The sequence below is a fragment of the Francisella sp. AG1 genome (genome assembly GCF_057683165.1).
Genome location: NZ_CM173135.1, coordinates 94364 through 108940, shown reverse-complemented (window position 1 = coordinate 108940; position 14577 = coordinate 94364). Strand labels below are relative to the sequence as shown.

The window sequence follows — 14577 nt, the reverse complement described above, 5'->3', positions numbered from 1 at the left end:
CTTAGAGATTATTTTTCACAAACTTAAAATCAACGATCTCAAATAAATCAATATCACCTAAATTAAGATTATCGCAACATATCGAGATTACCATATCATCACAATAAAAGCTGAAAAAATCATTAGGATAACTTTTACTAACCCAATTATTTTGAATGTTTTTATAAAAAATTGCACTATTTAAACCTTTTGCAATACCTAAAGCACTTCTTTTAACTTGGGCCTCTTTTAATGACCATAATGTATAGAAATCATGGTAGACATAAGTACTATTTTCTAAACTATGATACTCTGACTGGCTAAAAAATCGCTCTGCAATTCTCATAATATCTCTTTTTTTTGAAACTATTTCAGTATCAACACCTATTTCATTATCAGCAACAACTATAATAATCTTTGAATGTGTGTGACTTATATTAAAAAAATATTTTTTACACTTCAAATATGGCTTACCACTTGCCTTACTAGAAAAAATAGGACTAACTACCCCAAAAAATTCTTCAAAAACAAAGTATCTAACAAATTGAGAAAATATTTTTTGCTTGTTTGAAAGTATTGACGCCTCTACCTTATTTAAAAGCCATTTTTTTAGATCTTCCACTCGATATTTTTCAAAATCTAAAATAAAGGCTGTGATATTAGCCATTATTTATATCACTCCGTTGCAATTTGTGAAATTATATCATTTTTTCCAAGCATACCATTCACATACTCTACATCTTTATATGTTAAGCTTCCTTGTAATTGCTTCAACTTAACATAATCTTCAACATAATTAAAAACAGAATCTGCAAATGACAGCTGCGCCTGCACAAGTATCGCCTGACGGTTAAGAAGGTCAACAATCGTCTGTGTTCCGGCCTCAAACCCCTCAAGAATAGCTTTGACTGAAGCAATACCTGAATATACAGACTTTCTATATGCTTCAATTTTCACAGCATCTAATACAACAGTTTGATAAGCTTCTACAGTCCCAGCATACACCTCTCTTTTAGTTTGCAACAATGCATAATCAGCCGCTTGGTTATCGTAACTTGCCTGCTTAAGCTGAGCATAATCTGATCCACCTCTCAATAAATTCCAACTAACATTGCCAGAGATATTTGCAGAAGTAAATTTTTTAGGAATTCTTTCTATCTGAGCCTGGTTCCCTGACAAACTATTTGCTGTCATCAAAATTCCACCACCTAAATTAACTTGAGGAAAAAAATTACCCCACTGAATACCAACACCTTCTCCTGCGGCTTCATATTCAAATTTTTTCTGGGCTATATCTAAATTATACTGCTCTGCAGTATTCAACCAATAATTGATATCATCAGGCGTAGGATTGCCAAACTCTGTATCTTTAGATATATATAAAATAGAGCTTATTCGTTTACCAATAAGCTTAGCCATTACTGCTTTTGCATTAATCAAATTTCTTTGTGCATTAACCCTATCAGCAACTGCTTGTCGATACTGCGCATCAGTAGTCTTAAAATCTGCAAAAGATACCATACCTGAATTATATTGATATTTTTGCGTTAAATATAACTTTCTATTCCAGGCCTCATTAGCAAACTGAAATTGTAAAGCTTGCTCAGACCTTAATAACTCAAAATAAGCAGTTACGGTATCTGTTATTAACGTCTGTTCAGCCTTAGCATATATCATCGCATATGATTTTTGTAAATAATTTGCTTGAGTGTAAGTTTTCCATTTACTCCAATCAAAAAGTGTCTGAGTTCCACTAAAATTAATTTGATTAGAAGTATCTCCAATCTTACCACCAAATTGATTATACTCATCTCTTCTTAAATTATATGAAAAATCAATTTGCGGTAACAATGCTCCCAAAGCTTTTGGTACTGTCTCAATATTTGCAGCAAATGTTGACCTAGCTGCTTGATAGTCTGCATTATGCTCTGAGGCAAGTTTATAAATATCAACTAAACTATAATATTTATCTTCGGTAGTTCCAACCATTGCTACTTCACTAGCTTTTTTAAGGCTATAAAACTTATTATCCTCTTTAATCTGCTTAACTTTAGCATATTGTTTTTCAACGCTATAAGGATTTTGAGCAACATCAGTACCTATAGGTCTACCAACGCTATTATATTTAGGCACAGAAGTGTCTTCACTAGCAAAAGTCATAAAAAAACTCAGAAAACCTATGAAATATAAAATGGTCTTTTTCATAATCTCTTACTTATTATACGTGTCAAAGAGAAACTTTTTTTTATATGTTTCTTTAGCTGTCTTAGTAATAATATAAGCTTTATCACATACATCACTGCGTACAACAAATACAACCCTACCGTCCAAACTAAGAAGATCAAGCAATGAATCATCAATCTCACATTCTTTAACTACATTGGATACATATATACAATTATATTTTTTTTTATTTTGTTTAATATTAATCAGGTGTTCAGCATTATTAAACTCAACATTATATATGCCAATTGCAGCAAGCTGACGTCTAACTAAGCCTAATCGATCTTCACTATAGTCTATAAGCTCAACATTCTTACTCATTTTAGCAAGCAATGCTACAGGATAACCACATTCTAAACCAAGCTTTAGAACACTCTCATCATTTTCAATATTCAAAGCCTCAATGAGCCTAGCTGTAAGCATGGGACTCCTAAGCTCCTTATCTCCAATCATCAAGTTTGTATCACAGTATGCAAGGTTTTGTAACTCGTCAGGTAAGAAATTTTCTCTAGGAACATTTGCCATTATCATAGCAACTCCATCCAAAGAAAGTCCTTCAGTAAGAACCTGTTGTTTAATCATATTCTCTCTAGCAAGCTCGAAATTCATATTAGACCTTATAAGTTTAAGAAGTAGATTTTTATCTATTATTTAGTTTCCAGATAATATCACAAATAGCTGTATAAAGGAAATATTGAGTAATTTTAGACTTATCATTTTTTATAAAAAATTACGCCAAACAATATAGTAAATAAAATAACTTCCATACACAACAAAGAAACAAGATGAGACATTTACCGAATTAAAACAACAACTATTTTTCAAAAAATTTAATTTTATAAATTACTGACTACAAACATTTTTCATCTTATTATAGAGTCTCCAAGGGTCTCCTTTACCTGGAATGTTTTGACCAGTAGCATACCAACAACCAACATACTCTTTCTTATCCTTAGCATACGTAACTTTAGGATAAAGAGTAGGGCTATATCGAACCTGATAGATTTTAGAACCATCCCATTTACCTGCATCATAAATATATTCCGCAACTGGCTTCGGAGCTTCACCTCCTGTTAATTTGATTGAAATAGAACTTGGCACAGATTCTCCTAACCTACATACTATTCCTCCCATATCATTAGAGCAGACACCTTTAGGGTCTGCTGGAATTATAGCTGAATATGAACCTGACGAACCATTTGATGTCGAAATATTAACTTTGATTTTTTGCAATCCTGAAGTAGCTGTTGCTGGTGTCTCCTGAACTACAAAGCTTGATGAATCCTGTTTAATAGAAGCCATAATTTGCTTATTAGGAATTCTAATTTGATACTGATTTCTAGTAGATAGCTTAAAATCATTCTTACCTTTTTTAAGATTTTTTGTATTTTTAGAATCAGTACTAGAAAACAACTGTAATCCTGAGGCTTTACTTTGGTTATCAACAGTTAATTTGAAATCATTAGCCATTGCTGTTGATGACATTAACATTGTCACAACACCTGCGATCAGAAGTCTTTTTCTCATATTTTGCATACCTTATTCTTGTATCAATAATCTATTTTGATTAGATATTACAATAAAGCTTTTACAAAAAAAATAAATTACAAAGCAAAACTAGTCTTCTTACAAGATATCTAATTAGATTAAGAATATTATTTTTCTTTACATAGCATCAAAAGAGTGAAACAAACTACAGACATAATAATCATTGTCACAGCAATAGGTAGTGAGGTTGTTGCTGGAAATGACATTGCAATATTACCAATTATACCACTTAAAGCAAATTCCATTGTACCAAATAATGCTGCAGCTACTCCAGCTATCGCATAAAAAGGTTCCATACTGCCACTAGCTCCTGTACCAGTAGTCAATGCGCAACCAAATGTAGCAAAAAAACACGGTGCAAAAAATCCCCATAAACTTAGACCGTTTACTATATAAATGGTGAATGATGTAACCCCTGCTATAAATATAAATATCACCCCTAAAATAGCGGTTTTCCGAACACCAAACATATTTACAATTCCACCGGCAAACAATGAACCAAGTAAAAATGCTAAACCAGCTAAGCCAAACATACTATATATTTTAGAAATTGGATAACCCAAATATTTAATAATATAAGGAGTCATTGAAAACAAGATAAAAAAAGAAGTCATTCCTGCAACAGCACTTAGCGAATAAGTCCAGAATTGTAACGATCTTGCTACTTGCGAGTATCTAACAAAAATATTTAGACTCATTTTTTTACGCCTTTCTACAGGCAGGCTTTCCTTAACGAAGACCATTACAACTATAAAAGTTATTAATGATAATATCGTTAAAAATATAAAAGCTGAATACCAAGGAAAGTGCAAGGCTAGCTTAACCCCAATAATCGGACCAATAATTGGTGATATAGATATAATTGCGTTAATTAAACTATATATCATTGAACTTTGCTTACCAGAAAACACATCTCTGATAATTGCAAAAGCGCATACAGACAAGCCACAGCACCCCAACGCCTGAATCACTCGAGCAAAAATCAAAAAATTAATAGTATATGACATAGCACATAATATTGAGCCAAGTAAAAACAATAATGATGATAGAACCATAACTTTAAATCTACCAATCTGATCTGACACTGGACCTAGAAACAATTGTCCTACACCCGTAACTATCAAAAACAATGACAAAGTAGCCTGCACCATTGACTGACTTGTATTTAGATCTTTTTGCATTTCCGGCAACACGGGCATATAGACATCCATAGCTAATGCAAAGGCAAACACCATAGGCCCTAGGATTAAAATCGTCTTTAATGGAGAATATTTCCACATATAATCAAAAACCTTTTTATATCTTATTTATTAGGTAACCAATTATTATAACATGTAATCTAATATATGTTACCAACTTAGTATAGTTTAAACATAAATTCACAACCTTAAAAGTATTTTTCTTAACTATATAAATCAGAATGCTATAATAGTCATTATTGAAGATTCTTATTTGAACTATAATGTCTAAAAAAATCATATTAATTCTAGTAACAATAATGTTGCCATTATTATCTTTTGCAAAAGATGAAAAAACACTTAGTGCTATAAGTGTTGATGCAACAAGTCACCCTTTGGCTATTGCAGCTATTGTAGTTTTTGTGCTCGCATACTTACTAGTAATGACAGAAGATTTTACTAAGCTAAACAAATCAAAACCTGTGATTATTGCTGCTGGTTTAATATGGGTTTTAGTTGCTCTAGTAGGAAAATCGCTAGATGCTAATAATATTGTAAACAGCAATTTTGATCATATTATGACAGAATATGGTGAACTACTCTTATTCTTATTAGTAGCTATGGCTTATATTAACCTAATGGAAGATAGAAATGTATTTGCAAAACTAAAAAGCTCTTTATTAAGAGCTGGATTCGGCTATTTAGGAACTTTTTGGCTAACAGGAATAATATCTTTCTTCCTATCCTCTGTTGCTGATAACTTAACCACGGCATTAGTTATGAGTACCGTTGTAATATCAATAGGTCGAGATAATAAAAAATTTATTACTATGGCATGTGTAAATGTTGTAGTAGCCGCAAACGCCGGCGGTGCTTTTTCACCATTTGGTGATATCACTACCCTTATGGTTTGGCAAACTGGAGCCGTTGGTTTTACAGAGTTTTTTGCCATATTTTTACCTTCACTAGTAAATTTTTTAGTTCCTGCCATTATTATGAGTTTCTTTGTACCAAAGATGGAAGCGCAATCAATTATTGAAGAGAAGGTTTATTTTAAACGTGGAGCTATACCAGTTATAATACTTTTCATTTTAACGATTATAACTGCGGTTTCATTTGAACATATCTTACATCTCCCCCCTTCTTTAGGCATGATGACTGGCTTTGGATACGTCATGATCTACAACTATTTCTATGGTATAAAAATAGCTCTAGAAAATAAAAAACCTCAAGGGCATAAAATGCCTGCTCATGCTTTTAATATATTTGATAAAGTTAAAGAGGCTGAATGGGATACTCTACTTTTCTTTTACGGGATACTAGTTTCCGTACAAGGTCTTGCTGCCTTAGGATATCTAGGTATAGCTTCACAATACATATATACTGATATGCAATCTATCGCACCTAGTATATTCTCTGCTCACACCCAAGCAAATACCATCATAGGAATATTATCAGCAATAATAGATAATATTCCTGTAATGTTTGCTGTACTAAGCATGAACCCTTCTATGGAACATGCTCAATGGTTACTAATAACTTTAACTGCTGGAGTTGGTGGTAGTTTACTTGCCATAGGCTCGGCTGCTGGAGTTGCTGTAATGGGTAGATCAAAAGGAAAGTATACTTTTATGGGACATCTAAAATGGACGTGGGTTATAGCTATTGGTTATTTTGCTAGTATTATTGTTCATCTTCTAATCAATCATTAATTAGTTTATTCAGTATTTTTTCTAAAAATCAAAACCTAAATAGCACTGACATTATTCAACCTTGGCTACAGACACAAAGACATCTGGCAAGACATTAACAGCTGCTTGCTAAGCAATAATCAACCCACAAACAAACAAGGGTCATGAACTTTCCACTACTTTATTCTTCTGAATTACGCACTATAACTGATAAATATAATTTATTCTGCTTTGTATGGTACTGATATCACTACTCTTGTGACTGTTTTCTGATCTTTTTTATCCATAGCTGCGATAGCTAATTTAACCATACGTGAATTTTGATTATGTAACAAAAAATGCCACCATTTTGTATTCACAACTTCCGGAATAACCACCACAGAATATCCTCTATCAGGATCTCTGAGATCATTTTTATGCAGAATTTGCAGTACAGGAGTTATAAATGAATTGTATATTGGTCTTAATATAAGAAGTTTTTCTTTAAAAACCAAATTTTTCCACTGAGATTTCATACTCTCTATTTTTTTCTCATCTGCAGAAACAAAAACTGGCGTAATATCGTCAGATATATTTCGCGATAATTGGAGAGCATCTATTGTACCGCGGTGAATACGTGAAACTAAAAGGACTATTTTAGGCTTCACATTCTCATGCACACAAGCATTTACAACAGCTTCATCAACGCTGAGTCTTAAACTAGACTCTCTCTCTATATAATGATTTCTAATCTTGTATAATACATACATAATAATTGCGATTGCAATTATTACTATCCACACACCTTCAAAAAACTTACTCTCAACAATTGTCATTAACACTACAAACGTAGCAACACATCCAAATGCGTTCACAAAAGCTCTAATACTCCAACTTTTATAGACACGTTTGTACCTGTACCAATATTTCACAAGCCCTGCTTGACAAAGTGTAAATGCAATAAAAACTCCAAAAGCATATAATGGAATCAATCTACTAACTTTAGCTTCGAATATAATAACCAAAATAGCCGATAAAATCGTCAACATCAAAATGCCGTTCCTAAAAGCAAATCTATCACCCAAACGTTGTAATTGTTCTGGTAGATAACGATCTTTACTCATAATAGAAGCTAAGGTTGGAAAGCCTGTAAAACATGTATTTGCAGCCATAAGCAAAATTAAACATGTCGATGCTTGCAAGAAATAATATAAAAAACCATTACCTAGTACTTGATGAGCAACTTGTGATAATACGCTTTCAGAAAAACTTGGATATATTTTCATTTTTGCAGCTAAAAATGTCACGCCAGCAAACATTACTATTGAAAACATCGTCATCAACACCAGACCAAATATTGCTTTTGACAATACTGGAGATTTATATGCAGAGACTCCATTTGCATATGACTCAATACCAGTAAGTGCTGCACTACCTGATGAAAAAGCCCTAAGCACAAGCGTTATAGTTAAAACTCCTATAGATGCATGCATCTGATCGAGATGGCTTTGAGTATACTCAAACACATACAGTGAAGAGTGCGTATGCTGATAAACACCTACAACTATCATTATAATTATTGATGCAATAAACATATATGTTGGCCATATAAAAATCTTTGCTGTTGATTTTACTCCTCTAAGATTTATAACCATAAGAAAGACTAAAAGAATTAATGCTAGCTCAACACTATAATCATTTAGCACAGGTAGTGCTGAGCTTATGGCAACAGAAGCTGTAGAAACTGATACTGCGACTGTAAGTATATAATCAATAATCAATGATGCTGCTGTTAATAAAAGTAATTTCTCATTAAAATGAGTCTTAACTATAGAATATGATCCACCGCCTTCAGGATGAGCTTTAATAACTTGGGCATAAGAAAATCCCATCAATAAAATCAATAGAATTACCATGATAGCTACACCAATAGAAAACTGTGTAACCGCAGCCGTGCCTGCCATAGCTAAAACTATAAAAACCTCACCCGTTGCATAGGAGACTGAAGATAAGGCATTCGATGACAATATCGCAAACCCTGAAAATAATCCTATTTTTTGCTCATGATGCTTAGCTGTTGGAATTGGCGAACCAAATATAAGATTTTTTATCTTCATCTATTCTTACTCTTGTTTTTGTAAAAACTCATTAAGCTTCTTCGCTAATTCATCTGTGCCTTTTTTCATTACTGCCGATATCATATAAAAATTATCTTTATAACCAATTTCTTTAACAAATTCATGGCATTTTTCTTCAATCTGCCCTGCTAATAAATCAATTTTATTAATAACTAAAAATCTTGGTTTATTAAATAAGTCTCCACTATATTTTTCAAGCTCTCTTTCTACAGCATGATAGTTTTCAACAGGATCTGATTCATCAAAAGGACAAATATCAACCACATGTAAAACACACCTTGCTCTAGTTAAATGTTTTAAGAATCTAAGACCTAAACCAGCACCTTCTGCAGCACCTTCAATAACGCCTGGAATATCTGCCATAACAAAACTATCAATCCCTACTTTTACCACGCCAAGGTGTGGGTACATAGTTGTAAATGGATAATCTGCTACTTTTGGCATAGCTTGTGATACTGAACGAATCAATGTAGATTTTCCAGCATTTGGTAAGCCCAGCAATGCTATATCAGCCAATAAGTTTAACTCTAAGCGAACTTCTCTATACTCACCCTCTTCACCCAATGTAAATTTTCTTGGAGCTTGGTTAGTACTACTTTTGAAATGTGTATTACCTATCCCTCTTTTACCGCCAGCAACAAGCTTAAAAAGCTCGCCATCTTTTAAAACCTCACCAACTTTTTTATTTGATTCAGAATCAAAAACACTAGTGCCAACGGGCACAATAAGGTATAAATCCTCTCCTGCTTTTCCATAACAATTACGTCCCTCACCAGCTCGGCCATTTTCAGCGTAATACTCTCTCTTATAACGATAATCAATTAATGTGTTTACATTTTCATCTGCTTTTAGATAAATGCTCCCTCCATGACCACCATCTCCACCATCTGGACCACCTCTTGGGACATACTTTTCTCTACGGAAGCTCACACAACCATTTCCACCATTTCCCGCTTGAAGCTTAATTACTACCTCATCAACAAATCTCATAAGAATACTTTTAATCTTTTATATTAATCTAGTATGCATTATATACTTTTGAGTAAAAATAATCAGTTAGAATTTTTATTATAGATTTTGATATATATCACAAAGCTCATTCATTGATCCATGTATGGTAACCTTACTCTGGTTTTTATCCAAAAGTTTTTGCAACTGCTTTGTTGGTAAAATTTTTATATTCAGCACTGGCTCAATAACCGATTCAAACTTTGCTGGATGGGCTGTTGAGACTATAATAACATCTTTATCCAATAGAATTTTTGATCGCGCAAATAATCCTGTAGCAGTATGAGGACAAATGATTTCATTATATTCAGAATATGCTCGTCTTATCTCTTTTTGGATCTCAATATTACTGACACTCATAGCTTTTATATGCTTACTAAAATTTGAATGATTTTGATGTAAGTGTAATAACCTTTCAAAATTACTTGGATTACCTACATCCATAGCATTTGCTAATGTCTCTATACTAGCCTTTGGTTTAAATTCCCCACAATTAAGGTAATCAACCATTGTGTCATTAGCATTTAGGCTCATAGCGATTTCACCTATTGGAAACCCCATTTCCTTCGCCCAGAAAGCTGCTGTAATATTGCCTACATTACCAGATGGCACTATATAATTAGCTTTTTTTCCAGTATCTAGAAAGTATTGCCATGAAGTATAAGCATAGTAAGTTGATTGAGGCAGTAAACGACCAATATTAATACTATTTGAAGTATTTAGCTTTGTTCTCTTAGACCACCAGGGTATTTCAAATGCTTTTTTAACCAAAGATTGACAATCATCAAAAACTCCTTCAACCTCTACTGCGAGGATATTATCCCCCCAACAGGTTATTTGTTTTTCTTGCCTTTTAGAAATTTTATCCTTAGGGAACATAGCTATAACTTTAACATTTTCTTTACCGTGAAATGCTGCAGCTACCGCTGATCCGGTATCTCCTGAGGTTGCCACTAAAATAGTAAATGGTTTTTCACTCGTAGTTAAGCTCAAACAACTAGCTAAAAATCTTGCTCCGAAATCCTTAAATGACAAAGTTGGTCCATGAAATAATTCCAAGATAGATGTTTTTTTATCTAAACGTTTAACAGGAAGCTCAAAAGTAAAAGCTTCTTTACAGATTTTATTTAAATGAGGTTCTAACTCATCACCTTCAAAAAAATCTTTTAACATTTTTGCAGCGAACTCAGAATAAGTTAACTCTTTACTAAATTCACCCCATTTAATTCTAGGAAATTGCTTCGGTACAAATAACCCTCCATCCGGCGCTAGTCCTGATTGTATAGCCTCACTTAATGAAACCTTTATGCTGCTATCTCTAGTACTCACAAAATCCATAATTCTTCCCTTTTTTAATTTTTTTCTATTAAGTATGCGCCTTTATTACTCATACAACTAATCCAAGCTTCAGACTTTAACCCATAGTTCAAAAACTCACGTTGCATGGCAGCAACCACCTTACTGGCACACTTCTCTTTTTTCACTAAAGCAAACATTGTTGGACCGGATCCAGATATCCCACATGCAAGAGCTCCAGCCTCATAAGATGACCTTTGAACATCATAATACCCAGTAATCAATTGTGCTCGTCTAGGCTCAATCAGAACATCTTTTAAACTTTGTGATAATAAATCTAAATCTTGCGTATATAAAGCGCTAATTGCTGTAGCTAAGAATGATCCATGCTCCACGATGGTTGTCAAATCATATGGACTTTTTAAGAGTTCACGAGCTTTTTTTGTTTCTATCGAAAGCTCAGGACATATAATCACAACATTACAGTCTATTGTTGGAAGTTGAATCTTCTTACAAGGCCTAGAGTTTTGGAGCAAGACTAAACCTCCGTACAAACATGGTACTGCATTATCTCCATGAAAAGACCCAGATACAATACTTTCTCCGTATATTGCATAGTCAATAAGTTCATCATTTGAGCATGGCTTATCAAAAAATGCATTCAATGCTATTAGTGCTGCTACAGCAGATGATGCTGAACCTCCCATACCTGAACCAAGTGTTATCCCCTTTTTTATATATACATCAAGTCCTACAGAAACATTATTGTCTTTTAAAAATTTTTGAATAACTACTGTTGCAACATTTTTGTGACTTGCATAAGGAAGTTTTTCTGCGCCAATTACACCTGATATTTCTTGAATTACAATATTAGAATCTTGCCTTTTAACAAGCTTGACAGCATCTCCAACCCCTTCCAAAGCAAATCCAAGCAAATCGAAGCCAACTGCAAAATTTGCACTAGTTGCTGGAGCAAAAGCAGTAGCTGAATTTATATCATTCGATATTTCCATATTTCATTTACCTCTTATTTATCACAGCTATGGTATCAGCATATATTCCTGCTGCTGTTACTTCAACACCTGCTCCAGCTCCCTGTATAACCATCGATTGTCCGTATCTTTGTGTTGTTATCATTATAAGATTGTCCGTATTTTTTACATTAGCAAATGGACTATCACTAGTATATGCTTGGATACCAACATTAGCCTTATTATTACTTATAGAACCAATATAATGGACGCCTGCTTGACCTTGATTTTTGATCTCAATCTCTTGCATCACTTGACTATTAAAGTCTGGCAACCTTGCAAAAAACTCTTCGACACTACAATCTCTTAATTTTTCTGGTACTAAATTTTCTATTACTAAATCACTAATACTAATATTCAAACCTATTTCTCTTGCTAAAATTATTGTTTTCCTAGCAACATCCATACCAGATAGATCTTGCCTAGGATCAGGCTCAGTAAATCCAGCATCATACGCCATCTTAACAGCATCCGCAAAACTTACACCTTCATTTAATTTGCTAAATAAATAACTTAATGTTCCCGAAAATATTCCATTAATAGATAAAATTTTATCCCCACTTTGAACCATATTCTGAAGTGTATTTAATAGAGGTAAACCCGCACAAACATTTGTCTCATACAAAAAATTTGTACCATTTATATTAGCTGTTTTTCTTATTTCTTGATAGTACTCATAATTACCTGAATTAGCATACTTATTTGGAGTAATAACACTTATACCTTTTTGTAAAAACTGAGTATATTCTTTTGATACATCCTCACTTGCAGTAGCATCAATAAGTATTTTCTTGGTGGCAGATGCTCTAGATATGAACTTTGCTAGCTTAGTCAGGTTTACTTGCTCAGTATTTTCAAGTAATAAACTATCTAAATTTTCAAATAGTAAATTCTCATAAACAGTTTTCATAACTTTTGAATTAGTAACACCAATCAATACCAAATTTACCCCATTGGCATACCAACTTTCATATGTCTGTTTTAACTGCTGAATAAAAGCCCGTCCTATGTTACCTGCTCCAATAACAGCTATAGCAACATCATCACTAATAGTATTATAATGGCGATGCATTACCTGCACCCCCCTATTCTCATCCTCTGCTTTTACTGCAAATGTAACACTTCTTTCAGATGAACCTTGTGCTATAGCGTGAATATTAATATTTGCTAATTTAAGTGAATTAACTAGTTTCGCTAAAGAACCAAGCTTAGCTCTCATTCCTTCACCTACTGCCGTTATTAATGAATAATGCTTATCAACTATTATATTTTCTATTAGATTATTTTTTATCTCCTTATCAAATTCTTGATTTAGACCATCAATCGCTTTATCTATATCAAAGCTATCAATTGCAAAGCAAATAGAATATTCAGAGCTAGCCTGTGATATCATCATCACTGAAACTTTTGCTCGCTCTAAAGCATTAAACACCTTCATAGAAATACCAGAAACACCTATCATTCCTGCTCCTTGAACCCTAACTATCGCAACATTTGATACACTAGTTAGCCCCTTAATAAGTCCCTGTTCCTTATCTTGGTCAGAACTTATTTTAGTACCTTGTTGATCAGGAGCCTGACTACTCTTAATATATATAGGGGTATTCTCGCTAGCCATTGGCGCTATAGTTAATGGATGTACAACTGAAGCACCAAAGTATGCAAGTTCAAGAGCTTCCTTATATGTTAACTGTTTTAATGGCATTGCCTCTGGAACTACTTGAGGATTAGCACTATAAACTCCAGCCACATCTGTCCAGATGTATAACTGATTAGCATTCATTAATTTAGCAAAAATTGCTGCTGAATAATCACTGCAATTTAGCCCAAGTATTGTTCTTTTGCCATGTTTATTTTGAGCGATAAAGCCTGTCACCACATACACATCAGCTGGATTGTTATTCTGAATATCATTTAACTTTTTAAGACTCATTTTCCAATCTATAATAGTCGGATAACAGCTATCATTAACAAATAAGCATTTTGAAGCATCTATAAAGCAAGATTTTTTACCTTGTGAGCACAAATAAGCATTTAATATACTTGCTGACCAAATCTCACCATACCCTAGTATAAAAAACTTTAAACTATCAACGCAAAAGCCTGTAATAACAATTGTACTCAAAATATGTTTTATATTATTAAGATCATCAAGTATTGATGAAGATAGATCATTTACATCTAATGATAATTCTCTCATAATCCGATTGTGATGATCATATATTAGGCCAATTGTCTTACTATAATCATCGCCATTTACTGCTTGTGCGATAGCATCTTGTAAATTTTTAGTAGTTTTTCCAGAAGCTGAAACAACTACAGTTTCTTCTTTACATTCAATTATATCTGCAACTTTTTTTATTTTTTTTGCTGTAGCTAAACTACTACCACCAAACTTATGAACTACCATACCTTTACTCTTAACTTTTAACCCTTTAATTTTGTATTATACTTATGGTATTAAACTTTATCATTAACAATTATAAAGAAATTTAAATTAAGGTTA

The 14577-nt window shown here is 33.2% G+C and carries 11 protein-coding genes; 1 reads left to right on the top strand and 10 read right to left on the bottom strand.

The window, feature by feature from the left end; translation table 11 throughout:
- Nucleotide 1 precedes the first annotated feature (1 nt).
- The 5 genes from ACR0PV_RS00510 to ACR0PV_RS00490 form a co-directional block, all read right to left on the bottom strand.
- Nucleotides 2–646 carry a 4'-phosphopantetheinyl transferase family protein gene (locus ACR0PV_RS00510; RefSeq protein ID WP_488173111.1) on the bottom strand — a complete coding sequence of 215 codons (645 nt, stop codon included), beginning with the start codon at nucleotides 644–646 and terminating at the stop codon, nucleotides 2–4.
- 8 nt (nucleotides 647–654) lie between these two features.
- Nucleotides 655–2184: a TolC family protein gene (locus tag ACR0PV_RS00505; protein WP_488173110.1), complete on the bottom strand. Its 1530-nt coding sequence runs from the start codon at nucleotides 2182–2184 to the stop codon at nucleotides 655–657.
- A 6-nt stretch (nucleotides 2185–2190) separates the two neighbouring features.
- Nucleotides 2191–2811, bottom strand: coding sequence for a protein-L-isoaspartate O-methyltransferase family protein (locus ACR0PV_RS00500; protein ID WP_488173109.1), 621 nt, complete (start codon nucleotides 2809–2811; stop codon nucleotides 2191–2193).
- A gap of 234 nt (nucleotides 2812–3045) precedes the next feature.
- A complete protein-coding gene (locus ACR0PV_RS00495; protein WP_488173108.1) occupies nucleotides 3046–3729 on the bottom strand; it encodes a hypothetical protein in 684 nt (227 codons plus the stop codon).
- A 128-nt stretch (nucleotides 3730–3857) separates the two neighbouring features.
- On the bottom strand, nucleotides 3858–5030 hold the full coding sequence (locus tag ACR0PV_RS00490) for a multidrug effflux MFS transporter (RefSeq protein ID WP_488173107.1): 1173 nt from the start codon (nucleotides 5028–5030) through the stop codon (nucleotides 3858–3860).
- A 182-nt stretch (nucleotides 5031–5212) separates the two neighbouring features.
- Here ACR0PV_RS00490 and nhaD point away from each other — a divergent pair, with 182 nt between their 5' ends.
- Entirely contained in the window at nucleotides 5213–6640 is a 1428-nt protein-coding gene (gene nhaD / locus ACR0PV_RS00485; protein ID WP_488173106.1) for a sodium:proton antiporter NhaD, read from the top strand.
- Between the two features lie 200 nt (nucleotides 6641–6840).
- Here the strand turns inward: nhaD and ACR0PV_RS00480 are convergent, their stop codons facing one another.
- From ACR0PV_RS00480 to thrA, 5 genes are all read right to left on the bottom strand, one after another.
- Nucleotides 6841–8715 (bottom strand): APC family permease, encoded by a 1875-nt coding sequence (locus tag ACR0PV_RS00480; RefSeq protein WP_488173105.1) that lies wholly within the window; start codon nucleotides 8713–8715, stop codon nucleotides 6841–6843.
- Nucleotides 8716–8721: 6 nt separating this feature from the next.
- Complete coding sequence (gene cgtA / locus ACR0PV_RS00475; RefSeq protein WP_488173104.1) at nucleotides 8722–9726, bottom strand: Obg family GTPase CgtA; 1005 nt, start codon at nucleotides 9724–9726, stop codon at nucleotides 8722–8724.
- A 78-nt stretch (nucleotides 9727–9804) separates the two neighbouring features.
- Nucleotides 9805–11082 carry a threonine synthase gene (gene thrC, locus ACR0PV_RS00470; protein WP_488173103.1) on the bottom strand — a complete coding sequence of 426 codons (1278 nt, stop codon included), beginning with the start codon at nucleotides 11080–11082 and terminating at the stop codon, nucleotides 9805–9807.
- Nucleotides 11083–11096: 14 nt separating this feature from the next.
- The gene (locus tag ACR0PV_RS00465) at nucleotides 11097–12053 is read right to left on the bottom strand and encodes a homoserine kinase (RefSeq protein ID WP_488173102.1); all 957 of its coding nucleotides are present in this window, start codon (nucleotides 12051–12053) and stop codon (nucleotides 11097–11099) included.
- Nucleotides 12054–12060: 7 nt separating this feature from the next.
- Nucleotides 12061–14481, bottom strand: coding sequence for a bifunctional aspartate kinase/homoserine dehydrogenase I (thrA, locus tag ACR0PV_RS00460; protein ID WP_488173101.1), 2421 nt, complete (start codon nucleotides 14479–14481; stop codon nucleotides 12061–12063).
- Nucleotides 14482–14577: the final 96 nt, after the last annotated feature.

What these genes read in the sequence shown, in the direction of transcription:
- ACR0PV_RS00510 (WP_488173111.1), bottom strand. Translation starts at nt 646, where the DNA reads ATGGCTAATATCACAGCCTTTATTTTAGATTTTGAAAAATATCGAGTG.
- ACR0PV_RS00505 (WP_488173110.1), bottom strand. Translation starts at nt 2,184, where the DNA reads ATGAAAAAGACCATTTTATATTTCATAGGTTTTCTGAGTTTTTTTATG.
- ACR0PV_RS00500 (WP_488173109.1), bottom strand. Translation starts at nt 2,811, where the DNA reads ATGAATTTCGAGCTTGCTAGAGAGAATATGATTAAACAACAGGTTCTT.
- ACR0PV_RS00495 (WP_488173108.1), bottom strand. Translation starts at nt 3,729, where the DNA reads ATGAGAAAAAGACTTCTGATCGCAGGTGTTGTGACAATGTTAATGTCA.
- ACR0PV_RS00490 (WP_488173107.1), bottom strand. Translation starts at nt 5,030, where the DNA reads ATGTGGAAATATTCTCCATTAAAGACGATTTTAATCCTAGGGCCTATG.
- nhaD (WP_488173106.1), top strand. Translation starts at nt 5,213, where the DNA reads ATGTCTAAAAAAATCATATTAATTCTAGTAACAATAATGTTGCCATTA.
- ACR0PV_RS00480 (WP_488173105.1), bottom strand. Translation starts at nt 8,715, where the DNA reads ATGAAGATAAAAAATCTTATATTTGGTTCGCCAATTCCAACAGCTAAG.
- cgtA (WP_488173104.1), bottom strand. Translation starts at nt 9,726, where the DNA reads ATGAGATTTGTTGATGAGGTAGTAATTAAGCTTCAAGCGGGAAATGGT.
- thrC (WP_488173103.1), bottom strand. Translation starts at nt 11,082, where the DNA reads ATGGATTTTGTGAGTACTAGAGATAGCAGCATAAAGGTTTCATTAAGT.
- ACR0PV_RS00465 (WP_488173102.1), bottom strand. Translation starts at nt 12,053, where the DNA reads ATGGAAATATCGAATGATATAAATTCAGCTACTGCTTTTGCTCCAGCA.
- thrA (WP_488173101.1), bottom strand. Translation starts at nt 14,481, where the DNA reads ATGGTAGTTCATAAGTTTGGTGGTAGTAGTTTAGCTACAGCAAAAAAA.